The organism is Azospirillum fermentarium, from assembly GCF_025961205.1.
Lineage (GTDB): Bacteria > Pseudomonadota > Alphaproteobacteria > Azospirillales > Azospirillaceae > Azospirillum > Azospirillum fermentarium.
Window position 1 is genome coordinate 2759209 of sequence record NZ_JAOQNH010000001.1, and the last position, 25173, is coordinate 2784381.

A 25173-nucleotide genomic window follows, 5' to 3' on the forward strand; every position below is an offset into this window, starting at 1 on the left:
CGGGATCTGGGGCAGGCCACGCCCCACGCCATCGAGACCGCGGCGGCGGAAGCCCAGACCGGGTTCGACCTGTCCGCCGGGCCGCTGCTGCGGCTGGTGCTGCTGCGGCTGGGGGCCGGGGACCGGGCGCGGCTGCTGGTGGCGGCCCACCATCTGGGGATCGACGCGGTGTCGTGGCGGTTCCTGCTCGACGATCTGTTCGACGGCTATGTGCAGGCCGCATCCGGCCCCATCCACCTGCCCGCCCGCACCAGCACGTTCCGCCAATGGGCCGAGCGGGTGGCGGAGACCGCCGCAACGCCCGCCCTGGAACGGGATGCCGCCCACTGGCTGGCCCCCCGCCCGCCGCTCGCCCGGCTGCCGGACACCGGGCACACCCGCAGCACGGTGGGCGATGCGGTGCGGCTGGAGCGCAGCTTCCCCGCCCCGGTGACGGAGGCGCTGCTGCGCACCCTGCCCAAACGCAGCGGGGCCGCGGCCCAGGATGCGCTGCTGGCGGCCCTTGCCACCGCCGCCACCACGGTTCTGGGCGGCGACGCCCTGCTGGTGGATGTGGAGGGGCACGGGCGCGACGCCCCGGTGCCCGGGGTGGACCTGACCCGCACGGTGGGGTGGTTCACCACCATCGCCCCCGTGGTGCTGCCGGCCCCGGCCTCGGCCCCCCCGGCGCGCACGCTGGCGGCGGCACGGGCGGCGGTGGCGGGGCTGCCGGGCCGCGGCTTCTCCTATGGTGCCCTGCGCGCGCTCAACCCGCGGGTGGGGGCCGCCCTGGCCGCGCTGGAACCGGCGGAGGTGCTGTTCAACTATCTCGGCCAATGGGACCAGTCGTGGCCGACGGCGGTGCCGGTGCGCCCGGCGGCGGAATCCGAAGGCCCCGGCTTCGCCCCCACCACCCCCCGCCCCTACCGGCTGGAGGTGGCGGCGCTGGTCATGGACGGCCACCTGCGCATGGACTGGACCTATGACCCGCGCCAGACCGATGCGGCGGTGGTGGAGCGGCTGGCCGACGCCTTTGCCGCGGCCCTGAACGCGCTGCTGGATGACGGCACCCCGGCGGCGGAAGCGGAGGCGGAGGAGGAGACCCCCCGCACGCTGGCGCCGCAGCAGGCGGCGATGCTGGCCCACGCCACCGCCCATCCCGGCAGCGAAGCCTATGTGGCCCAGCTTGCCGCCACCCTGCCGGACGGGTTGGACGTGCCGGCCTTCCAGGCCGCGTGGGACCGGGCGCTGTCCCGTCACGCGGCCCTGCGCGCCGCCTTTATCACCGGGGCGGACGGGGCGGCGGAACAGCGCTTCCCCAGCCGGGTTCAGGCCCCCTGGCGGCTGGAGGACTGGCGGGATCCCGACCCGGCGGCGGAAGAGGCCCGTTTCGCCACGGAACGGGCGCGGGACCGCCACGCCGGCTTCGACCCCGCCACGGCCCCGCTGATGCGCTTCACCCTCGCACAGGGAGCCGCGGGTTACCGCTTCATCTGGACCCACCATCACCTGCTGATGGACGGCTGGTCCATGCCGCTGCTGCTGGAGGAGGTGCGGCGGGCCTATGACGGCGCCGCCCCGGACCAGCCGGCCCCCGACTTCCGCGCTTTCCTGACGTGGCTGGAGCGGCAGGACGCGGCGGCGGCGCGGGCGTTCTGGGCCGACGCGCTGGCCGGGCTGCCGCCTGCCGCCCTGGCGTGGCCGCCGGTCCCGCCCGATGCCCCCGCCGGGCACCGCTTCGCCGAGGTGGTGCGGACCCCGCCGCCCGCGGTGGGGACGGCGCTGACCGCCTTCGCCCGCCGCCACCGGCTGACGGTGCCGGCGGTGGTGATGGGGGCCTGGGCATTGGTGCTGGGGCGGTACACCGGCAGCGATGACGTGGTGTTCGGCGTGACCTCGGCCCTGCGCCCGCCCGACCTGCCGGGGGTGGAGGGCATGATCGGCCCGCTCATCAACACGCTGCCCCTGCGCGTTCTCCCGCCGGGGGCGGCACCGCTGCCGGCGTGGCTGGCGGGGGTGCAGCGGCGGCGGGCGGCGCAGACGGCGCACGCCCATCTGTCCATCGCGGCGGTGGCCGGGGCCGCCGGGCTGGCACCGGGGCAGGCGCCGTTCACCACCACGCTGCGCGTGCAGACCTATCCCGCCGGCAAGGACGGCGGCGGTTTGCGCTTTGCCGATGCCGTCATGACCGACCATTGGCATTATCCGCTCAATCTGGAGGTGGTGCCGGGCGAGGCCATGGTGGTGGCCGCCGGCTACGACACCGCCCTGTTCACGGCCACCGCGGTGGAGGACATTCTGGGCGCCTTTCTGACCACACTGACCGCCGTCGCCGAGGGGCGCACCCCATGAGCGACGCACAAGTCGGCGCGCCGCTGCTGCGTTTCCTGGGGGTGGCGCCGGGGCTGCGGCGCAAGATCCTGCTGGTGTCGGCGGCGTCGGGCATTTCCAACGCCATGCTGCTGATGGTCACCAACACCGCCGCCGTCCAGGGCGGCGGGTTCTTCGATCTGGTGGCGTTCATCGGGCTGTTCACACTGTACGCCATCGGCTTCCGCGCCTGCTTCAATCAGGTGACCGTGCTGTTCGAGGACGCGGTGGAGCGCACCCGCACCCGCATCGCCGGCAAGCTGCGCGGGCTGGACCTGTTGGGGCTGAACCAGTTGGACAGCACCACCGTCTACAACCGCCTGACCCAGCAGACGGCGGTGATTTCCGATGCGGCGGGGGTGCTGGCGGCGTCGCTGCAATCGGCGGCGCTGGTGGTGTTCACCGCCCTGTATCTGGCCAGCGTGTCGATCCCGGCCTTCATCCTGGCGGTGCTGCTGATCGGCGGCGGGCTTTTGACCTATTTCCACCGGGCGGGCGAGGTCAACGCGCGGATGCGCGAGGCATCGGCCCACGAAATGGCCTTCTTCGACAGCATCGGCGACCTGATCGGCGGCTTCAAGGAACTGAAGCTCAATTACGGGCGCAGTACCGCCCTGGCGTCCCGCATCGCCGAGGCCGCCACCGCCGTGCGGGCCTTGCGCATCCGCACCGCCGACCTGTTCAACACCAACTACATCTTCGCCTACAGCCTGTTCTACGCGCTGTTGGGCGTGCTGGTGTTCATCGGGCCGCAGTACCAGCCCAGCACCGGGGCCGACATCATGCGGCTGACCGCCATCGTGCTGTTCGTCATCGGCCCCACATCGACGGTGGTGGCCGGCATCCCCGCCTGGGCCAAGGCCACGCTGGCCGCCAGCGAGATCGCCAGTCTTGAGGACGATCTCGACCGGCTGGCCCGCCACCCGCCGCCGGCCAGCCCGCCGGCCCCCGCCCCGGCCTTTTCCACCATCGAACTGCGCGACGTGGATTTCCAGTACCGCGGCAACGCGGAAAAGTTCGAGGTCGGGCCGCTGAACCTGACCATCAACCGCGGCGAGATCCTGTTCATCACCGGCGGCAACGGCAGCGGCAAGAGCACGCTGCTGAAGCTGTTGTGCGCGCTCTACCACCCCGACGCCGGCCATATCCTGCTGGACGGGCGCACGGTGCGGCCCGAAGACATACCGTCGTACCGGGCGCTGTTCTCGGCCATCTTCACCGATTTCTACCTGTTCAAGACGCTGGACGGCGCCGACGCCATCGACCCGGCGACGGTGGACTCCCTGCTCCAGTTGATGCGCATCGACACCAAGACCCGGTTCGAGGGGGAACGGTTCAGCACGCTGGATCTGTCCACCGGCCAGCGCAAGCGGCTGGCGCTGGTGGTGGCGCTGATGGAGAACCGCCCGGTGATGATCTTCGACGAATGGGCCGCCGACCAGGACCCCGAATTCCGCCGGTATTTCTATGAAACCCTGCTCCCCAGCCTGAAGAGCCAAGGAAAGACCGTGATCGCCGTGACCCACGATGAACATTACCTGCACCACGCCGACCGGCTGGTGAAGATGGAATACGGGCGGATCGAACCCTATCATCTGCCCGCCGCCGCCGTTCCCGCCACCGGCCGGCGAGAGGAGGATTTATGAGCCAAACCCCGGTCCTGCTGCGCCCCGATGTGGTGGTCGAACCGCTGGTCGCGCGCTGGTACGCCTGGACCCACCTGATCTCGCCGGCCACGGCGGCGATGAACGTGGCGTTCCGCCATCTGCGGCTGATGGACTCGTTCCTCGACGCGCCGGACCTGCACGCCGCCGCCGCCGCCAACCCGGCCCTGCGCGGCGGCCCCTTCCTCGACCTTCCCGCCACGGCGGTGGACGGCATCCGCGCGCTGGTGGACGAGACGCGGGCGCGGCAGGCGCCGGCCATCGCCTTCGGCGAGGCGCTGCGGGACGCGGTGCGGATGGTGGTGGAGCGCGCCGACGGCCATGCCATGGAACCGCTCTACCCCGCCCTGCCCGGCCCGGTGCGCGGCGTCATCGAACTGGTCTACACCATCGGCGGCGCCCCCGACCTGCGGGTGATCGAACCGCTGCTGTACCGCAGCCCGGTCTATGACCCGTCGGTGCAAGGCGCCATGATCCACCGCACGGCCAGCGACCTGCGCGCCTTTTCGCTCAGCACCCCGCGCCTGCGCCGGGCCGATGCGGTGGAAGTGGAACGGCCCTTCGCCGATGGCGCCTACGACCTGCTGGCCCGCCTGCGCACCCAGCCGCAGCCCGTGGGCGCGGTGTTGGACGGGCTGGGGCTGAGCGGGGCCGACGCCGCCCTGTTCCGCGATTTTCTGGTGGAGGCGCCGGCCCCGGTCACCCCGCCGCCGCCGGCGGGCGCCACCCGCTGGCGCTATTTCGGCCACGCCTGCGTGCTGGTGGAGGCGCCGGACGGCACCAACGCCCTGATCGACCCCATCGTCGCCTATGAATGCGGCGCCGATCCCGAACGCTTCACCCTGGCCGACCTGCCCGAGCGCATCGACTATGTGCTGCTGACCCACAACCACCAGGACCATGTGCTGCTGGAAACGCTGCTGGCGCTGCGGTGGAAGATCGGCACCATCGTGGTGCCGGCGGGCGGCGGCGGCTTGGCCGACCCGTCGCTGAAGCTGGCGCTGCAGGCCGCCGGATTCCCCCGCGTGGTGGAGCTGGATTCCCTGGCCAGCACCGGGCACGGGGATCTGCGGCTGACGGCGCTGCCGTTCCTGGGCGAGCATTCCGACCTGGACATCCGCACCAAGGCGGCATGGCTGGTGGAGGCCGGCGGCGGCACGCTGCTGTTCGCCGCCGACAGCAACAATCTGGAGCCGCGCCTCTACGACCTGTTGCGCCCGCTGGTGCCGCGGGTGGACGCGCTGTTCATCGGCATGGAATGCGCGGGCGCGCCCTTGAGCTGGCTCTACGGCCCGTTGCTGCCGTGGCCGCCGGAACGGGCGAAGGACCAGTCGCGGCGGCTGAACGGCTCCGACTTCCCCCGCGCCATGCAGGCGATCCGCAGCCTGGGCTGCGATCAGGTGTTCGTCTATGCCCTGGGCATGGAGCCGTGGCTGAAGTTCATCTCCAGCATCGAGCCGGACGACAGCACCCCGCCCATGCGCAACTCCAGCGCCCTGGTCGCCGCGTGCGAGGACATGGGCATCCCCGCCGAACGGCTGTACGGGCAGGCCGAGGGGTGGCTGTAGGCGCCGGCAAGCCCTCTCCCCGGCGGGGAGAGGGCGATTACCGGGACCGTCCCCGCCGTCAGTTGGCGGACCGATTCCCCGCCGCCGCCCCACCGCCGGGGACCGCCGGTGCGGTTCCTCCCGAACTGCCGGGGGGAACCAGATTGGTCTGTTTGCCGCGGTAGTCCTTCAGGAATTTCTGGAACACGTCCACCTCGGCCACGCGGGAGCGGATGGCGCCCACGTCCATCAGCCCGCCCGCCTGTTCCGGGCGGGTCAGCAGGCGGAAGGCGTCGGAGTCCGGCCCCTTGTCCATCACCGCCCCGAACTCGCGGCGCAGGATGCCCAGGCCCGTGCTGTCGCCGCCCAGCGCCATGGCCACAGCCCGGTTCAGCACCATCTGCGAGGTTTCGGACTTCAACGGCTGGTTGGGCGCCGGGGGCGGGCCGACGATCTTGCCCAAGGCGGTCGCCGCCTGCGCCCAGTTCTGCGAGCGCCACGCGATGTCCACGCGCAGCAGGTTGGCTTCCCGGCTGTCGTCCTGGGCCAGAAGCTGCACGGCTTCCGACGATTTTCCCATCTCGGCCAGCGCCTTGGCGCGCATGATGCGGCGCTCGGCCTGGGTTTCGGGGGGGATGCCGGGGACGTTGCTCATCTCCAGCGCCTGGATCGCCTCTTCCGGCTTGTTGTCGAGCAGGCGGACGGAGGCAAGGCGGGTGCCGATGTTGGCCTTGTCCATGCCCGACAGGCGATAAGCCACCTGATGTTGCAGCAGGTCGGCGGCCTTGGCCAGCAGGTCGAGCTGGATCAGCCGTTCGGCAAGCTGGCGGATCATCTCGTCCCCCGCCGCCCCCACGGGCGTCAGTTCGCGGAACTGGTCGTACAGCGCCAGCGCGTCCATGGTCGGCAGGCGGGCGGCCCCGTCCTTGAACAGTTCGGCAAAGGTGCGCTGCATGTCCTGGGTGATCTGTTCCGCCTTGGCCGGGTCGCTGGCGAGAGCCGCATTCTCCTTCATGGTGTTGAAGCCCTCGGCGTAATTGCCGGCGGCGATGTGGACCTCGGCCAGGCGCTGGCGGATGGCGGCCTCCAGCTCGTCGCCGCGCCAGACATAGGTCAGGCCGGCCAGCCTTTCCACCGCCGCCGCGGGGGACATCTTGCCCTCGGCCAGCTCCAGATTGACCAGCGCCAGACCGGCCTTGGCGTGATAGAGCCGGTCCAGCCCGTTGTAGGCGGCCTTCAGCTCCTCGCCCGCACGGTCGGTCTCCCCGGCCTGGCGGAGCTGTTCGCCGCGCAGGAAATGCAGGGCCGGAATATCCTCGGAATCGATGCCGATCTTCTGCTCGATCTTGTCCAGGATGCGCTTGGCGGTCACCGTGTCGCCGGCCTGCAGCGCGGCCTCCGCCCCCAGAAAGCCCAGACGGGACAGCAGCGGTTCGGGGTATTTGGTCAGGATGGCGAAGTTGTCGCGGAAACCGCGGCTGGCCTGGGGCCAGTTGCGCTGTTCGGCGTCGATGGCGGCGCGCCACAGGGCCGCCTCCCCGTTGTCGATCAGGGCCGGATCCATCAGGTCGGAGCGTCCCCCGGCCAGATCCCCGGCCAGAAAACGGGACGCACCGCGCAGCGCCCGGAACTCCGGCCAGCCGTCCAGGTCGGGCTGGGCGTTCTGCAGCATCTCCAGCATGCCCAGCGTTTCCGGGCCGAAGCCGTTGGCAAAGAAGAACCGCGCCAGATCGAGCTGTGTGCGCGGGCGGTCCACGTCCGCCGCCTCGACGATGTTCATCTGAAGCTGCTGGCGGCTGTCGGTGAAATTCTCCAGCCCGCCGCGCTGCCACGCCTCGGGCGAGAACAGGCGGCGGCCCTTGGGCTGGGCCTGGGATGATGGGGGGACCATCGCCTGCTGCTGGGCGGACGGACGCGGGCCTTCCGACACCGGGCCGGCGGCGGGGGGCGTGCGCGGACCGGTGTCGGCGGGGCTGGACAGGTGCAGCCCGCCGGCGGCGGTGATCTCCACCCCCTCCTTCACCGGGCGCACGGTCACGGCGTCGGCGATGGGGCGGACGGCCACCCCCTGGAACGCGCCCAGAATCTCGGCGTCGGGATAGCGGTGGGGCTGGGACACCGCCTGCGACGCCACCGGCAGCGGCACCACGTGCAGCCGGTCGCCCACCTCGGGGTCGGTGAACTGCACGATGGTGTGGGCATCGCCCGTGCGCACCAGAACGCGGGCGCCCAGCAGGAATTCCGGCTCGGGATCGACGCGCAGTTCCTGGGGCGGCGGGGCGGTCAGGTTGGTCATGGGCACCACGCGCCACGTGGAGCCCTGGCGCTCCACCGCCGGCCAGACGAAGGGGCCGATGCGGATGCGGAACGCGGAGCCGCCCGTGGCCGGCACCGGCTCGATCCCGCCCACCTGTTCGGGCGGAATGCCGATCACCTTGCCCGCCCCGATGGGCAGCGGCTTGTCGAACACGGCGTAGAGATAGCCCGCCCGCGGGAACAGCGCCATGGAGGCCGGCCCGTTCACCTCGAACACCAGCGCGCCGCGCTCGGCGGTGGGCGCCGCCGGGGCGGGGGCTGCGGCGGGGGCCGCCGGAGCCGGGGGGCCGGGGGGCAGCGCCGCCGTCTGGCGCGCCGCGGGGGCGGCGGGGGCCGGGACCGGCGGCGTTTGGGCCGCCGGAGCGTGAGCCGCCGGGGGCGGGGCCGCTGGAGCCGGGGCCGCCGGGGGCTGCCGGGCGGGCGCCGGTTCCGGGGCCGCCGCGTCATCCCCCTTGGCGCGGGAACCGGCGTTGAGCACGTCGATCACCACCGACTTGCCGTTCAGGAAGTCGCGCACGGCGGCGGTGGGCGGGGCGGCGAAGGTGATGGCGGTGCCGCCGCTGGGCGTCTTGAATGTTTCGATGTTGGCGACGTTGCGCAGGTTGGCGCGGCGCACCGGCCCCAGATCGACCGCGGCGGCCTTGTCGAAGGTCAGCGTCACCGCCGCCCCGTCGCGCGACAGGGTGTAGGCGGGCGTCTTGGTCCAATCGAACACCAGCCGGCTGTGCGTGGGGTGGTCGCCGACACGGATCTTCACCCCCGCGGCTTCCGCCGCCCCGGCGGACGATCCGGTCGGCGCGCCGGCCGGGCCCGTGGCCCCCGACAGCGCCGGGCCGGTCACGCCCGCGTCAACCGGCAGGGCCGGCGGCTCGCCGGCGGCGGCCACCGCCGCCGCATCGGGGCGCAGGTCGATGGCGACGGAATTGCCGTTGCGGAAGCTGCGCATGGACACCGGCTGCTTCAGCACGAAGGTCACGCTGCGCCCGTCGTCCCCCCGTTCGGCGGACACGATGTAGCGGGACAGCGCGGTGACGGCGCGGTTCAGCGGGGCCGTCACCGGCTCGCCGAAGGTCACGGTCAGCCGTCCGGCCTCAACCCGCGCGGTGTAATCCACCAGAGCGGGCCAGTCGAACACCATGCGCCCGTAGCTGGAATGGTCGAAGGCGCGCAACGGCACGTCCGCCGCCTCCACCGCCGCGGCCCACCCGGCCAGCGGGGCGGACAGCAGCAATGAGGCGGCCAGAAGCCACCCCCGATGCCGTCGTTCGTGCGCCCCGTTGCCCATGGGATAAGCCCTTACCCTTTCTGTTCACGAATGACCAGATCAACCATCGCCTCGCCCGCGTCCGCGGCATCGCGGTCCAGCGGCGCCACCAGCGCGCGGGCCACCAGATCGCGGCGGTATCCCATCTCGCGCAGGGCCATGGACACCGCCGCCGCCTTGCCCAGCGCGCGTTCCCATTCCCGGCCCGCGTGCTCCACCTCCCGCTCGGCATGGCCCACCACCTCCACCCGGTTGGGCAGCCGGCCCAGCACGTCGCCCAGCAGGAACAGCAGGCGCCGGCCGGCTTCGCTGAACCGCGGGGCATCATCGGCGAACAGCCGCCCGCCCGCCAGCGCGATCACCACCCGGTCGTCCTCCCGCCGCACGGGCAGCACCGCCAGCAGCGGATCGGCGGCCAGATGGTTGCGCAGCAGCGCCGCCAGATAATCCAGATTGGCCGCCAGCGCCGGTTCCACCGTCGGCGCGTTGAACACCGCCCCCGGCTCCGGCGGCAGGTCGGACGGGCGGGTGGCGGTGGACCGGGCCGACGCCCCCTTGGCCAGCGCCTCGAACCGCTGCTGTTCCGGCTCGGCCATGGAGAACATCAGCACGAAGAAGGCCAGCATCAAAGAGATGAGGTCGGTGAAGCTGACCAGCCACATGCTGCGCCCGGCAGAACGGCCATGACGCCGCAGGACAGCGGGAAGACGCAGGACGGCCATCACCGGTGCCCTCCCCCGCTGCTGCTACTGCCGGCGCCGCGGCCCGGCGGCTCCTCGGCCAGACGGATGGAGAACAGCAGCCGCGCCGTGCCGGGCAGCCCGCGTTCGATTCCCACCGTCACCGCCGCGGGCGGCGCCCCCACCGCCACCAGCGCGCGGGCCAGCGCCCCGGCGCGTTCCACCGGCCCCGGCGGCTGCGACGGACGGTCGGGGCTGATGGCCAGCAGGGCGTCGAGTTCGATCCGCTCCCCCGTGCGGGTCTGGCGCAGCGATTCGGCCACCCGGTCGATCAGCCCCTGGCGTTCGGGCAGAACCTCCGCCGTGCCGGGGCGGAACAGCGCGTCCTCGGGGATGCGCACCTCCAAAAGCCGTCCGGGGCGGACCTCGGTCACCTTGACCACGGCGACGGCGGTGGCGAACAGGTCGCCCACCTGCGCCAGCCGTTCGGCGGCGAACACGGTGCCGCTGCGCGATGCCACCGGGTCCAGCCCCTCCTTCAGCCGGGGGTCGATGGTGAAGCGCTGTTCGATGGAATGGATCACCGCCCGCGCCTTGGCCGCGTGCTGCACGGTCTGCCCGTTCAGCACGATGAAGAACACCAGCAGCAGCAGGAACAGCGACAGCAGCAGCACGATGGACCCGTTGCCGCCCCCCTGCCCCGCATGGCCATGCCCCGAATCAGCCCCCCCGCCGGCCCGGAGCGTCTCCAGCCGGGCCATGGTCAGCCGGCGTACGCCGGGGGATGTGGGGCCGGGGGCGGCCATGGTCAGTCGAAGCTCGCCAGCAGGCGGTCGATCTCGTCCTGATCGATGGCGTTGCCGGGCATCTGCGGGCCGTGCAGCAGATCCTTGTCGGGGTCGCGGTTGTCCGCCGGCGCCTCGTTCGCCGGCGGGGGCGTGACGTGGGTCATCTCCTCGCCGAAGAAGGCGATCAGGGCATCCACCTTGGCCTCGATGTGCTTGAGCGCGCGGACCACCTTGGTGATGCGCTGGCCGGTGATGTCCTGGAAGTTGCACGCCTCGAAGATGCGGGTGGTGGCGTCGGTCAGTTGCGCCGCGTTCTCGCCGTCGATTCGCCCGGCCACGGCACCGACCACGTCGCAGGCGTCGAAGATGGCGAAGGTCGCCTGCTCCGTCGCCCCCACCACGGCGTCCAGCTCGTCGGTCGCGGTGGGGATGTGCTGGTCGCGGATGTCGGCGGGGCGCAGCGACGCCAGTTCCTTCTTGGCTTCCTGGATGTACTGGGCCAGCCCCTCCAGCTCGCGGTAGAGCTGGAGATCGTGGGCGGTGGCATCGCCGGCCAGGCTGGACAGCACGGTCTGGACGATGCCCGCCACCTCGTCGCGGCCCAGCGGCGCGGCGCTTTCGGCTCGGGCGGCGGTCAGCCGCTGTTGCAGCATCTTCTGTTCGGCGAAGGCAGTGGGGGCATAGGGCGGCATGACGGTCCCAAGGCTCTGGATCATGGCATCGCGGGGGATCGGCAAAGGCCGGGCCGGTCCGCCCGGCGCCCCCTTGGGAAGGCTACCCCCTTCGCCTCCCCGTGTACGGTAAATAGGCCGTATTAACACTGTGTAAACAGTGACTGTTGCGCTTTTGCCGCGTGACCTTTGGGTTGTGATTGTTGCTGCTTGGCAACACGGCCTTCTCTTCACCCCGAGTCCCGCCGCGGCCTGCCGGGTTGGTCCATGGGATAAGTGGCGGGGTGCCTGTGCGCAACCCGGCAACCCCGCTTTTCAAAGCCTGGATTTTCAATGAGTCGCCCCGGCGCCCCGGTTTTCCACACCCTGGGCACCCCGGACGCGCCCGCAGCATTTATGCACAGCCATCCCCACCCCTTGGGGATAAGGCAAATCGCAAGCACAAAATGCTGTTGCGAAACCCCAGGAATGGGGGCTAGGCTCCGCTCCGTTACACAGGATGTAGGGGCACACCACGCGACAGATGCGGCCACGGGCCGGCGTCTGGCGCGGACCCTTGCGCCTGCCCGGCGCCGTCCTGATGCGGAGCCGGGGGACGGCCAACACCACAGGAGCAGGATCTCAATCATGCGCTTCCAGCGACGCTTCACGTTCGAGGGACAGGACGCCTACGCCGGCATCGGTTTCCGCACGACCGGCAGCGAGATCCGCAATCCCGACGGTTCGGTGGTGTTCGCCCAGACCGGCATCGAGGTGCCGGAAAGCTGGAGCCAGGTGGCCTGTGACATCCTGGCGCAAAAGTATTTCCGCAAGGCCGGTGTGCCCGCCGCCCTGAAGCCGGTGGAGGAAAACACCGTCCCGTCGTGGCTGTGGCGCAAGGTGGCGGACGACTCGACGCTGGCCACGCTGCCCAAGGAACAGCGCACGGTGGGCGAGACCTCGGCCCGCCAAGTGTTCGACCGTCTGGCCGGCACCTGGACCTATTGGGGCTGGCAGGGCGGCTATTTCGACGGCGAGGCGGACGCGCGCGTCTTCTTCGACGAAATGCGCTTCATGCTGGCGACCCAGATGGCCGCCCCCAACAGCCCGCAGTGGTTCAACACCGGGCTGCACTGGGCCTATGGCATCGACGGCCCCGGCCAGGGCCATTTCTATGTGGATTTCAAGACGGGCCTGCTGACCTCCTCGGCTTCGGCCTATGAGCACCCGCAGCCGCACGCCTGCTTCATCCAGTCGGTTCAGGACGATCTGGTGAACGAGGGCGGCATCATGGACCTGTGGGTGCGCGAGGCGCGCCTGTTCAAGTACGGCTCGGGCACCGGCTCCAACTTCTCCCGCGTGCGCGGCGAGGGGGAACGGCTGTCGGGTGGGGGCAAGTCGTCGGGCCTGATGAGCTTCCTGAAGATCGGCGACCGCGCCGCCGGGGCCATCAAGTCGGGCGGCACCACGCGGCGCGCGGCCAAGATGGTCACCGTCGATCTGGATCACCCCGACATCGAAGCCTACATCGACTGGAAGGTGATCGAGGAGCAGAAGGTGGCCGCGCTGGTCACCGGCTCCAAGACCTGCCAGACGCACCTGAACGCGGTGATGGCGGCGTGCGCCAACGGCACCGATCCGAAGGAAAACAAGGATCTCAGGAAGGCCATCTCCGCCGCCCGCAAGGCCGGCGTGCCGGAGAACTACGTCCAGCGGGTGATGCAGTTCGCGGGCCAGGGCTTCACCAGCATCGACTTCCGCACCTATGACACCGATTGGGATTCGGAAGCCTATCTGACCGTTGCCGGCCAGAACTCCAACAACTCGGTGCGCATCCCCAACGGCTTCGTGCAGGCGGTGCTGGACGATGCCGACTGGAACCTGATCCGCCGCACCGACGGCAAGGTGGCCAAGACCGTGCGCGCCCGCGATCTGTGGGACAAGATCGGCCATGCCGCCTGGGCCTGCGCCGATCCGGGCGTGCAGTTCGACAGCACCATCAACGAATGGCACACCTGCCCGGAATCGGGGCGGATCAATGCGTCGAACCCGTGTTCGGAATACATGTTCCTGGACGACACGGCGTGCAATCTGGCGTCTCTGAACCTGCTGGCCTTCCGCCGCCCCAACGGGTCGTTCGATATCGAGGCGTTCGAGCACGCCTGCCGCCTGTGGACGGTGGTGCTGGAAATCTCGGTGCTGATGGCGCAATTCCCCAGCCGCGAAATCGCCCAGCTTTCCTATGAATTCCGCACGCTGGGCCTGGGCTACGCCAACCTGGGCGGCCTGCTGATGGCCGCCGGCCTGCCCTATGATTCCGACGCGGGCCGGTCGCTGTGCGCCGCCATCACCGCGGTGATGACCGGTGTCGCCTATGCCACCTCCGCTGAAATGGCCGAGGAGCTGGGGCCGTTCGCCGGCTATGAGGCCAACCGCGAGCCCATGCTGCGCGTGATCCGCAACCACCGCCGCGCCGCCCATGGTGCGAAGGACGGGTACGAGGGGCTGTCGGTCGCCCCGGTGCCGTTCGACGCCGCCGCCTGCCCCGACCCCGATCTGGCCGCCGCCGCCATGCGCGCCTGGGACCGCGCGCTGGAGATGGGCGAGGCGTTCGGCTTCCGCAACGCCCAGTCCACGGTGATCGCCCCCACCGGCACCATCGGCCTGGTGATGGATTGCGACACCACCGGCATCGAACCCGACTTTGCCCTGGTGAAGTTCAAGAAGCTGGCCGGCGGCGGCTATTTCAAGATCGTCAACCGGCTGGTGCCGGTGGCGCTGCACGCCCTGGGCTATGACGCCGAGGCGATCCGCGCCATCGAACGCTACGCGGTCGGCCACGGCACGCTGAAGACCAGCCCGGCCATCGACCACGCCGCGCTGAAGGCCAAGGGCTTCACCGACGCCATCCTGGCAAAGGTGGAAGCGGGCCTCGCCACCGCCTTCGACATCAAGTTCGCCTTCAACAAGTGGACGCTGGGGGCGGAGTTCTGCACCGGCGCGCTGGGCATCCCGGCCGACGCGCTGGACCGTCCCGGTTTCGACCTGCTGGCCCACATCGGCTTCAGCCGGGCGGAGATCGACGCGGCCAACACCTATTGCTGCGGCGCCATGACGCTGGAGGGCGCGCCCTTCCTGAAGCCCGAGCACCTGGCCGTGTTCGATTGCGCCAGCCCGTGCGGGCGCATCGGCAAGCGGTTCCTGTCGTGGGAATCGCACATCACCATGATGGCGGCGGCCCAGCCCTTCATCTCCGGCGCCATTTCCAAGACCATCAACATGGCGAACAACGCCACGGTTGAGTCGTGCAAGGATGCCTATCTGTTGTCCTGGCGCCTGGGTCTGAAGGCCAATGCCCTCTACCGTGACGGCTCCAAGCTCAGCCAGCCGCTGGCCGCCGCCATCCTGGAGGACGCCGACGACGCGGAGGAGAGCACGCTGGACGCCGTGCTTGCCGCCCCCGACGCCGCCCGCGTGCCGATGATCACCGAGCGGGTGGTGGAAAAGGTCATCGAGAAGATCATCGAGCGCAAGGTGTCGGAGCGGCAGAAGCTGCCCCACCGCCGCAAGGGCTACACCCAGAAGGCGATGGTCGGCGGTCACAAGGTCTACATCCGCACCGGCGAGTACGAGGACGGCCGGCTGGGCGAGATCTTCATCGACATGCACAAGGAAGGGGCCGCCTTCCGCTCGCTGATGAACAACTTCGCCATCGCGGTGTCCATCGGCCTGCAGTACGGCGTGCCGCTGGAAGAGTTCGTGGAGGCCTTCACCTTCACCCGCTTCGAGCCGTCGGGCTCGGTGCAGGGCAACGACGCCATCAAGATGGCGACGTCGGTGATCGACTACATCTTCCGCGAGGTGGCGATTTCGTACCTGGGCCGCACCGATCTGGGCCACGCCACGCCCGACGATCTGCTGCCCTTCACCGTCGGGACCGGCGACTCTCAGGGCGACCTGCCGCAACAGGGGCCGAACGAGGTGGTGCGCAAGCTGACCTCCAAGGGCTATGTGCGCTCCAACCTGCGGGTTCTGCACGGCGGTCAGGCGCAGAAGGCGGTGGCGGCCATGGCCACGGTCAGCAGCACCGGCACGGCGGCAGCCACGGCCTATGCCGGCGGCGGTGGCAGCGGCGGTGCGGCGGCGGCGGTGGCCACCGCCACCGTGACCACCACGGCCCCGGCCCCCACCGACCGCTATGAACGGGTCCGCGAAGCCCGTGCCAAGGGATACGAGGGCGACCAGTGCGGCGAATGCGGCAACATGACTCTGGTCCGCAACGGCACCTGCCTGAAATGCGACACCTGCGGGTCCACCACCGGCTGCAGTTGAGGGCAGCCGCGGGGGCCGGGCCGGTTCCTGGATCGTCTTAATCGTAGGGTTCACTGGTACGCCGCCCGGACGGACACTCCGGGCGGCGTTGCCGTGTCATGGCACCGGGATCACGCCCGGCCACGGCCGCGGGCGGGCGCGCGCCAGTCTCTTACGGGTGGGCCGTTTCCGTGCTACACCCTTCCGCTCCCGGCACCAGGCCCACCAACACCCAGAAGGATCCCGCATGACCCAGCCTTCGCCCACCGCCACCACCATTCCCACCATTCAGGGCAATCTGGGGCAGATTTTGGGCTATCTTTCGCAAAACCTGAAGAATTTCCCCCGCCGGGTTCCCGGACGGCTGGTGATCGACGGGCGGGAGTTGCGCTATGTGGACCTTCACAGCTTCTACTGGCAGGCTTTGCAGATTTTCCACAGCCGTCTCTACGACATCCGCACGACGGAGACGGCGCCGCTGATCGTGGATTGCGGCGCCCATATCGGGCTGGCGTCGCTGTACTTCGCCAGCCGTTTTCCCCAGGCCACCATCCACGCGTTCGAGGCCGATCCGGCCATCGCCGAGGTGATGGCCGCCAACCTGCTGGCCCAGGGGATCATGCAGGTGACCCCCTATGCAAAAGCGGTCTGGACCCACGGCGACGGCATCACCTTCGCCGATACCCATGATGATTCCGGCCATGTGGTGAGCGGCGGGCCGGCGGAGGGGAAACGGGTGGAATCCATCCGGCTGCGCGATTTCCTGGCCGGGCTCGGCCGTCCGGTGGACCTTCTGAAACTGGATATCGAAGGGGCGGAATTCGCTGTCGCCGACGACTGCGACGGCGCCCTTGGCGGTGTCCGCCGCATCATTGCCGAGGTTCACTGCATGGACCACGCCGACGGAACCCTGGCCAGCTTCGTATCCGTGCTGGAACGCAACGGGTTCCGCACCGTGATGCATGACCTGCATCTGGCCGACTGGCTGGGCACCGACAACCCGCCGCCCTTTACCGCCCTGCCCACCCACCAGTACATCATCACCGTTTTTGCGTGGCGCTAACCCGATGCCGCCATCCCCGCGCACAGGCGGGGATCAGCGTGGGCCGGACGGCGGGACGGCGCTTCCCTACGCCCCGTCCCCCGGCCCCCCATCCTCCGGCTCGGTATGCCCACGGTCGGGGCCGGGGTCGGTGATGCGGGTGATGGAACGGGGCCCTTCCTCTCCCTGCGCCATGGCGCGCAGCTTGTAGCGCTGGATCTTGCCGGTTTCCGTGCGCGGCAGGGCATCGATGAAGGCCACGTCGCGGGGAAACTTGTACGGCGCGATGCGGTCCTTGACGAAATCCTGCAGGCCGCGGGCCAGCTCGTCCCCCGCGTCCACCCCGCGCTTGATGACCACATACGCCTTGGGGATGGTGCCGCGCAGGGGGTCGGGGGCGGCGACGACGGCGCATTCCTCCACCGCCTCGTGCCGCAGCAGCACATCCTCCACCTCCAGGCCCGAGATCTTGTAGCCCGCCGACACGATCATGTCGTCGGTGCGGGCGTGGTACCAGAAATAGCCGTCGGCATCCTGGTGAAAGGCGTCGCCGGTCAGGTTCCAGCCGTGCTGCACATACTGGCGCTGGCGGTCGTCGTCGATGTACAGGCACCCGGTCGGTCCCCGCACCGCCAGCCGCCCGATCTGCCCCGCCGGCACGGGGCGGAAGGCGTCGTCCACCAGCATGGCCTCGTACCCCGGCACCGTCCTGCCGGTGGCGCCGGGGCGGATGGCATCGGGGGGCATGGCGATGACGGCGTTCAGCATCTCCGTCGTGCCCAGGGAATCCAGGATCGGCAGGCCGCTGGCGTAATACCACGCCTCGAAGGTGGAGGCCGGCAGCGGTTCCCCCGCCGACACGCAGGCGCGCAGGCTGGACAGCGCCTCCACCGTCACCACCTCCGCCTCCAGCAGCGTGGTCATGGCGCGGTAGAGCGTTGGCACGGTGAAGCACAGGGTGGCCCGGTGCCGCTCCATGGCGGTCAGCAGCCGTTCCCCGGTCGCCCGCTCCAGCAGCACCACCGACGCTCCCACCCGCAGCGGGAACAGCAGCAGCCCGCCGATGCCGTACGCGAACGCCAGCGTGGGCGAGCCGCAGAACACGTCGTCGGCGGTGGCGTTCAACTGGCTGCGCGGCGACAGGTCGGCCACCGCCAGCAGGTCGCGGTGGAAATGGGCCGCCGCCTTGGGCACCCCCGTGGTGCCGGAGGTGAAGATGATCAGCGCCACGTCGTCCGCCGCCGTATCCACCGCGGCGAATCCCGGTGCGGTGGCCGGCAGCAGCGCCTCCAGCCCCGCCGCGGGCGCCCCGCCAGGCCCCGGCTCCCCGTTGAAGCGGACGATGGTCAGCTCGCGGCCCGCGGCGGCCACCTCCATCTCGGACAGGAAAGCGGCGTCGCACAAGGCCAGCCGCACCGCCACCTTGTCGATGATCTGCCCCAGCTCGCCCGAGCGCAGCAGCGGCATGGTGGGCACGGCGATGGCGCCGGCCTTCACCACCGCCATCCAGCACGCGGCCAGCATCGGCGTGTTGGGGCCGCGCAGCAGCACGCGGTTGCCGGGGATCACCCCGTAATTCTCCACCAGCCGCCGGGCGATGCGGTCCACGGTGTCGGCGAAGCGGGCGTAGGTCCAGGTTTCCTGCGGGCCGATGATGCAGGGCCGGTCCCCGTGGCCGCGGGCGATCCAGGCATCCACCAGTTCGGCCGCCGCGTTCAGCCGGGGGGGATAGGACAGCCCGGCGCGGTCGAAGCGCAGGTCGGGCCAGGTGCCGCGCGGCGGCAGGCGGTCGCGGATGAAGCTGTCGGCGCGGGCAGCGATGGTGCTCATGACGGCGCGTCCTCCTGTTCTCCCGGCCCCCAGCCGTCCATGCCACGCCGGACCGACCGTTTCAGCCGGTCCAGCAGGCCCAGCAGCGCCGTCATCTCCTCCCGCCCCAAGGAACCCATGACCTCGGCCAGCCAATCGGCGTGCAACCGTTCCATGGCCTGCACCTCCTCCCGCCCCGCGGGCGTCAGGCGGATGATGTGGGTACGGCGGTCGCCGGGCAGCGGGGTGCGGGTGACCTTGCCGTCACGGACCAGCCTGTCCACCAGCCCGGTGATGGCCCCATTGCTGACCATCAGGCGTTTGGACAGCTCCCCCATGGTCATGCCCTCCCGGCCTTTGTCCAGCAGGGCCATGGCGTGGTAGCGGGCGGGGGTGATGCCGTGTTCCCGGCGCAGGCGGACGCGCAGGTGCCCGTCCAGCAGGGATTGCACCGCCCCGATGCGCAGCCACAGCCGCACCTCGGGCGTGGCCGTCACCCCGGCCAGCGCCTCCCGGTCGTCGGACAGGGGATCGGGCGGGACGGGCTTGGGCAGAAGGGCGGCGGCTTTCACGGGCGGCGGTCTTCCCGGCGGAGGAGGCTTCCCCCCACTTTAGCGGGGTTCAGGGCTTTCTGCCATGCGTTGACGGAATGGTGGTAGGACCAGCAGCCGCCATCCCCGCGATTCCCCCTCACAGAGCCGAGGTGAGATACAGGTCGATTTCGCCCTGCTCCATCACATGGGCGGCACCATGGATGATGCCGTTGGCCACCTGGATGATGCGGTGGATCATTTCCGCCGATTGCTGGCAATCGATGCGCAGCCGGTCGGTATCGCCCTCGGCGATGTCCTGGGCCATGCGGTCGAGCGCGTGGCGGACCACCTGGTTGATCTGGGCGATGGAATCCTCGAACGGCTGGCGGAATTTCGCCGGCACATGATCGTACGCTTCGATCGCCAGCTCCTTGTCGGAGAAACCGCTGTCGCGAAAATGCTCCTGATAGGATTTGGGGGTCCAGGCGTAACAATCCTCCGCCATGTCGGGCATGTCGGGGATCATCTCGATCAGCATCACGATTTCGTTGAAGTGATTGAGATAATCGGTTGCCAGAAGGGTCTTGTCGGAAATGTTGGTTCCCTGGACCCGCCGGCGCCATGTCAGAAAATCGTCCCGTTCGTCGGGGGCTACGCCCTCAAGCAGAAGCTGTTCGGGATCGAGGTCGGCCATGCGTGTTCCGGATTCAGCCGTGTGGGCGCGGACAGGAAACAGACCCGGCACCCCTGCGGCACCGGCACTCGTCCTTGTCATTAACGCCCAAAATGCTCCGGCGCAAGATGACCGCAAGGGCGGGATGGAAAAAATACGATCTTTTCCGGTTTGCGGAAACCATTCCTTCATACAAAGCCGCCGGCCGCTTTCGAAAACGAAAGGCGGGCCGGCGGAATCGAAGGTTCTGGCGGTTCAGGGAGGAATCACACCATCGCTCTGAAGAACAGGCCCCCGGTGATTTTGTTCCCCACCGGCCGCACCCTGCCGCCGTGGCGCCCGATTCCGCCCCTTTCGGATTAACACCGATGCCTCGGCGGAGGAAAAGAGGGGTCTTATGCCTTCGGGCTTCTCCCAACGCCGGGCGAGATCACGACATTTGTCCTGACGCACACGCCGGACGGTTTCCTGCCCCGTCCGCGTCCGAAGGGATAGAAGACATGGACAGACGCGCCAACACCTCGACCAACCGTGAAGAGCGCATCCACAACCTGATGGCCCATGTGCCGTACCTGCGCCGCTATGCGCTGGCCCTGACCGGCGACCCGGATCTGGGCGACGGCTTCGTCACCCGCATTCTCGACGACGCCATGACGGCCGACGACTTCATCCGTCTGGAGAATCCGCGGCTGGCGCTGTACGCCGCGCTGAACGAGCTGGCCGACACGATGGCCCTGCGCCCGGCGCCGTCGCCCCGGCCGGTGGAAGCGGCCCTGGCCGCCCTGCCCGAAGACGCCCGCCGCCTCTACCTGCTGGTCAGCCTGGAGGATCTGCCTCTGCACGATGCGGCGGCCGTGCTGGGCCTGCCGGTGGAAACGGCGGTGGAACGGCTGAACGACGCCCGGCGGCAGGTGCGCGAACGGCTGACCGCCACCATCCTGATCGTGGAGGACGATGCCATCATCGCGTTCGATCTGGCGGAAACCGTCCGGGGGATGGGGCATATGGTGTGCGGCACCGCCCCCACCATGGACGAGGCGCTGACCCTGGCCGCGGCCCACACCCCCACGCTGGCCCTGCTGGATATCCGTCTGGCCGAAGGGGACAACGGCATCGAGGTGGCCCGCGAGCTGCGCCGCCGCCGTTTCCTGCCGGTGATCTTCGTCACCGCCTTTCCCGACGAATTGGCCAAGCGCGGGCTGGAGCATCTGGGGCCGGTGATCCCCAAGCCCTTCACCCGCGACCAGATCGAGCAGGCGATCACCCGGGCCGTCTTCACCCCCGCCGAAAGCGGCGGCCCCGCCGCCGTGTCCCCCGCGGCGTGAGGATTATTTGAACACCACCGTCTTGTTGCCGTTCAGCAGCACGCGGTGTTCGACGTGGTATTTGACCGCACGGGCCAGCACCACGTTTTCGATGTCGCGGCCGATGGCGACCAGATCGTCGGGGGTCAGGGTGTGATCGACCCGCTCCACCTCCTGGTCGATGATCGGGCCTTCGTCCAGGCCGGACGTGACATAGTGGGCGGTGGCCCCGATCAGCTTCACCCCGCGGGCGTAAGCCTGGTGATAGGGCTTCGCCCCGCGGAAGCTGGGCAGGAAGGAATGGTGGATGTTGATCGCCCGTCCCTCCAGCGTGGCGCACAGGGACGGCGACAGAACCTGCATGTAGCGGGCCAGCACCACCAGATCCACCCGCTCCTCGTCGATGATCTCCAACAGGCGCTCTTCCTGCGCCTGCTTGGTGTCGGCGGTGACGGGCAGGTAATGGAACGGCACGTTGTGCCACGCCGCAAGCTGGTAGAAATCCCGGTGGTTGGACACGATGGCCGGAATCTCGATGGGCAGGTAGCCCAGGCGGTAGCGGTACAGCAGGTCGTTCAGGCAGTGCCCGAACTTCGACACCATGATCATCACCCGCTGCGGACGGGTGGCGTCGTGCAGTTTCCACGACATGCGGAACGGGGTGGCGATCAACTCGGCAAAGGCCCCTTCCAGCGCCGTCTTCGCCGGGCTGCTGCCCGCGGCGGAGAAATGGATGCGCAGGAAGAACAGGCCGGTCACCCGGTCGCCGAACTGGGCGCTGTCGATGATGTTGCACCCTCGCTCCGCCAGGAAACCGGACACGGCGAAAACGATGCCCACGGTGTCGGGGCAGGAGATCGTCAGGATGTATTCGGTGCCGTTGGCGGACGTGGCGTGATCGGACATGGCGTGGCGAACCCGGTGAAAGACGGAAACCGCATCCCGGGGATGGGATAAGCGGATGCCTGTCCTATCACAAACCGGCGGGGGGATTCACCTGTCCTCGACACCCCAGGCGTGCGATGGCCGGGTTTCGCGCCACCGGCCCGTCCAGAGGGCACCCGCGGCCCCGGCAAAGAAAAACCCCCTTTCGCCCGGATGGGCAAAAGAGGGCCGGAAAGCACGGGTTCAGCAGGAAAAATTATACATTGGAGAAATGTTCAAGCTCCCGCCGCAGGCTGGTTGCCTGCTGGCGCAGGGCGCCGATGCGCCGGGTGTCGGGCGCGGGACGGCGTTCCTCCCGCTCCAGCTCGGTTTCCACTTCCCGCTGTTCCTGCCGGATGATGTTGAAAAGGGCTTTCGTCAACATCGCGACCTCCTGAGACTGTCGGGAAAACATTAATTCAAATCACACGCTCGTTCAAGAAAGTGTTTGGGGTGTGTCTGTTGGGGCACATATCCCGTTTGGACGGCCACACCCCCCTCCTCTTTTGACGATGAAACCACCACTTTATGGTCTGTCAGGACAAGCGATCGGAACGCGGGTATTTTTATTGCATTGCACCATCGCCGACAGGGCCGCAAACCGGGCCACGACTCCGAAACGACTCCGCCGCGACTCCAGGACCGGCCACCGGAACGCCGGCTGGATTGCGCAAGTGCAGCATTAGCGCCTCACTGCTGAATCTTTTCGTCGCGGAGGGCAAAAACTCATTGCTTTCCCGACACAGCCGTGACTTGTTCGACACAGCGATTTGCCTCGTTTTCAGCCGATGGAACGGAGGGTGGAGTGACGGCTTGGCCGCGCCTGATCGGAATCCTCGCAATGGCTGTGGCAGCGGCGCTCTCCGCCGGCTGCGCGCCGCTGGTGGTGGGCGGGGCGGCCGTCGCCGGCACCGCCTCGGTCACATCGCGTGAGGGCGGCGTCACCGCCTTCGTGTCCGACACCGACATCCGCGCCCAGATCAACCAGCTTTGGTTCCATCATTCGTTGGACATGATGAACCGGCTCAGCCTGACCGTCACCCATGGCCGGGTGCTGCTGACCGGGCGCGCCAGCGATGCCCAGCAGCGGCTGGACGCCGTGCGGCTGGTCTGGCAGGTCAACGGCGTGACCGAGGTCATCAATGAAATCCAGGTGGACGACGACAGCACGCTGCTGGATTCCGCCCGTGACACCTGGATCGCCACCCAGCTCCGCACCAAGCTGCTGTTCGACGGCGGCGTGTCGTCGCAGAACTACTCCATCGACGTGGTGAACGGCGTGGTCTACCTGATGGGCCTGTCGAAAAGCCAGGACGAGGTGGACCGTGTTCTCGAACACGCCCGCTCCACACCCTATGTGCAAAAGGTGGTGAACTACGTCCGGCCGCGCTGACCCGCACGGCCCGTGACGGCGTTTGCCGCTTCCGCCCATCCGCCCCCCCTTGCCACCGTCCCCGCTATGGCTATGGCTGCCGCAACCGCTTCCGCCCTTTCCGTCCGTTCCTGGCTTGCCCTGCTGGCGGCGGTGCTGGCGCTGGCCGGTGCCGCCGTGTTGCCGGCCAGCGCCTTCGCCCAGGACACCAGCCCGGCCAACCGGCTGTTCGTGCAGGCCATGCAGATCATCCGCCAGGCCGACGCCACCTACGACGTGCAGGAGGAGAGCCGGCTGCTGAAGGATGCCGACCGCATCTTCAACGAGATCATCATCAAGTATCCCGACAGCGCGCTGGCGGTGCAGCTCGTCACCAACCAGTTCGTCGGCGATTTCGACTTCTTCGAATTCCGCGCACGGGTCAAGGCGCTGGTGTGCAACGAGGCGCTGTCGTCCCTGTGCTTCCTGCACCGCATCAGCGATTTCCTGCCGCCGGTGGAAGCCCCGGTCTCCACCGCCCGCTGGGATTGGCTGTCGCTGGCGGTGGCCTATCACCATCTGGGCGACACGGCACGGGCCCGGGAGATCATGGCCCCGTTCGTCAGCGCCGTGCGCCGCGGCGTGACCAGCACCGACGCGGGCGAGGATCTGTTCGTGTCGCGCGCCCTGGCCCTGATGGGACAGACCCAGTTGGCGCTGGAGATCACGCGGCAGTTCCCCGACTGCTCCACCCGTATCTACAATCTGGCCGACATCGCCAAGGCCGCCGCGTGGCGCGGCGACACCGCCACCACCGACCGTCTGGCGGAAGAGGCCAAGCAGTACGCGGCATCCCACGCCTGCTCGTGGGAGCTGGGGCTGGTGGCCCAGACGCTGCTGCGCGCCGGCAAGGAGGCGCCGGCCCGCACCCTGTTCCTCAACACCGTGGAAAACCAGTTCTCCCGCTTCCAGGAGAAGAAGGGCGACTGCTGCCCGCCGGAACTGGCGGTGGCCGCCGCCGATCTGGGCGACCCCAATCTGGCGCTGCGCCTGCTGCGCACGGTGCAGGAGGACAACCCCTGGACCGTGCCCGCCGTCCTGGGCCGTCTGTCCCGCCGGGGCAACGGCGCTCTTGCCGCCGCCTACACCGAACAGATGGACGACCCCGACCTGAAGGCCGAAGCCCTGGCCGAGCTGATCGACGCCGCCCTGACGCGCAACGACCGCGCGGGGGCGGAGGAGCTGATGGGACGGCTGAAGCGTCTGGCCGCCGACGACCGCGAACGCCGCCCGGTGCTGCTGGCCCAGCGCGCCAAGGCCGAACGGGTGCTCTACAACGACGACCGCTGGCGTGCCACCTTCCAGACCGCGCTGAACGTCACCGACCGCGCCAGCAACTTCATCCGCCGCGACGCGGGCGCGCCGCTGCTGGCCGCCCTGGTCAGGATCGAGACCGGGCTGCCGATGCTGGATTAAGCGCTTGGTTGTCGATTGACAACTGAACGCCGCCTTCCCACGGTCTTTACACGGAGATTGGCTTGCTCCGCGCCGCCATTCGAAAAAAGCAATCGAAGAAGCGGTCGCGTACGCGGAAAACCACGGCTGGACATCCGTCAAGGGGCACGGCCATTGCTGGGGGGATGCTTCGTTGCCCGCACAACGATGCCGAATGCCCGTGCGGCGAGTTTTGCCAACTCTCTCTCCGGAGCACGCCCCGCGTGCCTGAGAACGGAGCCCGGAAGAACGCCGCGGGAGAGATCAAATCCGTCCCAATCCCCTTCTCCGAGCCCATTTATACAGGAAGCCCAAGCCTCTGGCGGCTTGCCGAAGTGCTTCCCTGGCTGGATCGGAACACCGATCTGCATCCTCGGCGCCACGTCCTCGATCTTGCCCGTGTCACCTCGCAATTGAACCTGGATATCCAGCGCCAACGGCTGACGGCGTCCCAATCCACCGATTGAACCACCC

17 protein-coding genes (1 of these 17 only partly in view) are annotated in these 25173 nt (G+C 69.3%); 8 read left to right on the plus strand and 9 right to left on the minus strand.

All coding sequences use genetic code 11. The annotated features are described in order from the left end of the window. The 3 genes in view from M2352_RS12890 to M2352_RS12900 are tightly spaced (each overlapping or abutting the next) and all read left to right on the plus strand, a layout consistent with a single transcriptional unit that may run on beyond the window. Positions 1–2331 carry the end of a non-ribosomal peptide synthetase gene (locus M2352_RS12890; RefSeq protein WP_264664882.1) on the plus strand. The gene continues 7947 nt to the left of window position 1, outside the view, so only the last 2331 of its 10278 coding nucleotides appear in the window; its start codon lies off the left edge, out of view; its stop codon occupies positions 2329–2331. Continuing rightward, a complete protein-coding gene (locus tag M2352_RS12895) occupies positions 2328–3995 on the plus strand; it encodes a cyclic peptide export ABC transporter (protein ID WP_264664883.1) in 1668 nt (555 codons plus the stop codon). Before M2352_RS12890 ends, M2352_RS12895 begins: the two co-directional genes overlap by 4 nt. Next, on the plus strand, positions 3992–5581 hold the full coding sequence (locus tag M2352_RS12900) for an MBL fold metallo-hydrolase (RefSeq protein WP_264664884.1): 1590 nt from the start codon (positions 3992–3994) through the stop codon (positions 5579–5581). The genes M2352_RS12895 and M2352_RS12900 overlap by 4 nt, the downstream gene beginning before the upstream one ends. Positions 5582–5639: 58 nt before the next feature. On the opposite strand, the gene M2352_RS12905 is transcribed toward M2352_RS12900, so the two are convergent. The 4 genes from M2352_RS12905 to M2352_RS12920 are packed head-to-tail and all read right to left on the minus strand — an operon-like array spanning position 5640 to position 11324. Further along, a complete protein-coding gene (locus M2352_RS12905; protein WP_264664885.1) occupies positions 5640–9161 on the minus strand; it encodes a tetratricopeptide repeat protein in 3522 nt (1173 codons plus the stop codon). 11 nt (positions 9162–9172) lie between these two features. Then, positions 9173–9862, minus strand: coding sequence for a flagellar motor protein MotB (locus tag M2352_RS12910; RefSeq protein ID WP_264664886.1), 690 nt, complete (start codon positions 9860–9862; stop codon positions 9173–9175). Beyond that, positions 9862–10626: a hypothetical protein gene (locus tag M2352_RS12915; protein ID WP_264664887.1), complete on the minus strand. Its 765-nt coding sequence runs from the start codon at positions 10624–10626 to the stop codon at positions 9862–9864. Before M2352_RS12915 ends, M2352_RS12910 begins: the two co-directional genes overlap by 1 nt. 2 nt (positions 10627–10628) lie before the next feature. Beyond that, on the minus strand, positions 10629–11324 hold the full coding sequence (locus tag M2352_RS12920; protein ID WP_264664888.1) for a protein phosphatase CheZ: 696 nt from the start codon (positions 11322–11324) through the stop codon (positions 10629–10631). Between the two features lie 582 nt (positions 11325–11906). Between M2352_RS12920 and M2352_RS12925 the strand changes: the two genes are divergently transcribed. Then, positions 11907–15590 carry a vitamin B12-dependent ribonucleotide reductase gene (locus M2352_RS12925; protein WP_264664889.1) on the plus strand — a complete coding sequence of 1228 codons (3684 nt, stop codon included), beginning with the start codon at positions 11907–11909 and terminating at the stop codon, positions 15588–15590. A 226-nt stretch (positions 15591–15816) separates the two neighbouring features. Continuing rightward, positions 15817–16632, plus strand: coding sequence for an FkbM family methyltransferase (locus M2352_RS12930; protein ID WP_264664890.1), 816 nt, complete (start codon positions 15817–15819; stop codon positions 16630–16632). 66 nt (positions 16633–16698) lie between these two features. Here M2352_RS12930 and M2352_RS12935 read toward each other — a convergent pair whose 3' ends face one another. The 3 genes from M2352_RS12935 to M2352_RS12945 form a co-directional block, all read right to left on the minus strand. Then, positions 16699–18441, minus strand: coding sequence for an AMP-binding protein (locus tag M2352_RS12935; RefSeq protein WP_264664891.1), 1743 nt, complete (start codon positions 18439–18441; stop codon positions 16699–16701). Continuing rightward, the gene (locus M2352_RS12940) at positions 18438–18992 is read right to left on the minus strand and encodes a MarR family winged helix-turn-helix transcriptional regulator (RefSeq protein ID WP_264664892.1); all 555 of its coding nucleotides are present in this window, start codon (positions 18990–18992) and stop codon (positions 18438–18440) included. The genes M2352_RS12935 and M2352_RS12940 overlap by 4 nt, the downstream gene beginning before the upstream one ends. A 118-nt stretch (positions 18993–19110) precedes the next feature. Beyond that, positions 19111–19647, minus strand: a complete 537-nt coding sequence (locus M2352_RS12945) for a hypothetical protein (RefSeq protein ID WP_264664893.1) — start codon at positions 19645–19647, stop codon at positions 19111–19113. 479 nt (positions 19648–20126) lie between these two features. Here M2352_RS12945 and M2352_RS12950 point away from each other — a divergent pair, with 479 nt between their 5' ends. Beyond that, positions 20127–20951 (plus strand): PhyR family response regulator anti-anti-sigma factor, encoded by an 825-nt coding sequence (locus M2352_RS12950; RefSeq protein WP_264664894.1) that lies wholly within the window; start codon positions 20127–20129, stop codon positions 20949–20951. Positions 20952–20954: 3 nt separating this feature from the next. On the opposite strand, the gene purU is transcribed toward M2352_RS12950, so the two are convergent. Then, positions 20955–21836, minus strand: coding sequence for a formyltetrahydrofolate deformylase (gene purU, locus M2352_RS12955; protein WP_264664895.1), 882 nt, complete (start codon positions 21834–21836; stop codon positions 20955–20957). Between the two features lie 235 nt (positions 21837–22071). Continuing rightward, positions 22072–22239 (minus strand): hypothetical protein, encoded by a 168-nt coding sequence (locus M2352_RS12960; RefSeq protein ID WP_264664896.1) that lies wholly within the window; start codon positions 22237–22239, stop codon positions 22072–22074. A gap of 456 nt (positions 22240–22695) precedes the next feature. Between M2352_RS12960 and M2352_RS12965 the strand changes: the two genes are divergently transcribed. Further along, positions 22696–23247, plus strand: a complete 552-nt coding sequence (locus M2352_RS12965; RefSeq protein WP_264664897.1) for a BON domain-containing protein — start codon at positions 22696–22698, stop codon at positions 23245–23247. A 72-nt stretch (positions 23248–23319) separates the two neighbouring features. Further along, positions 23320–24681: a hypothetical protein gene (locus M2352_RS12970; RefSeq protein ID WP_264664898.1), complete on the plus strand. Its 1362-nt coding sequence runs from the start codon at positions 23320–23322 to the stop codon at positions 24679–24681. Positions 24682–25173 lie beyond the last annotated feature (492 nt).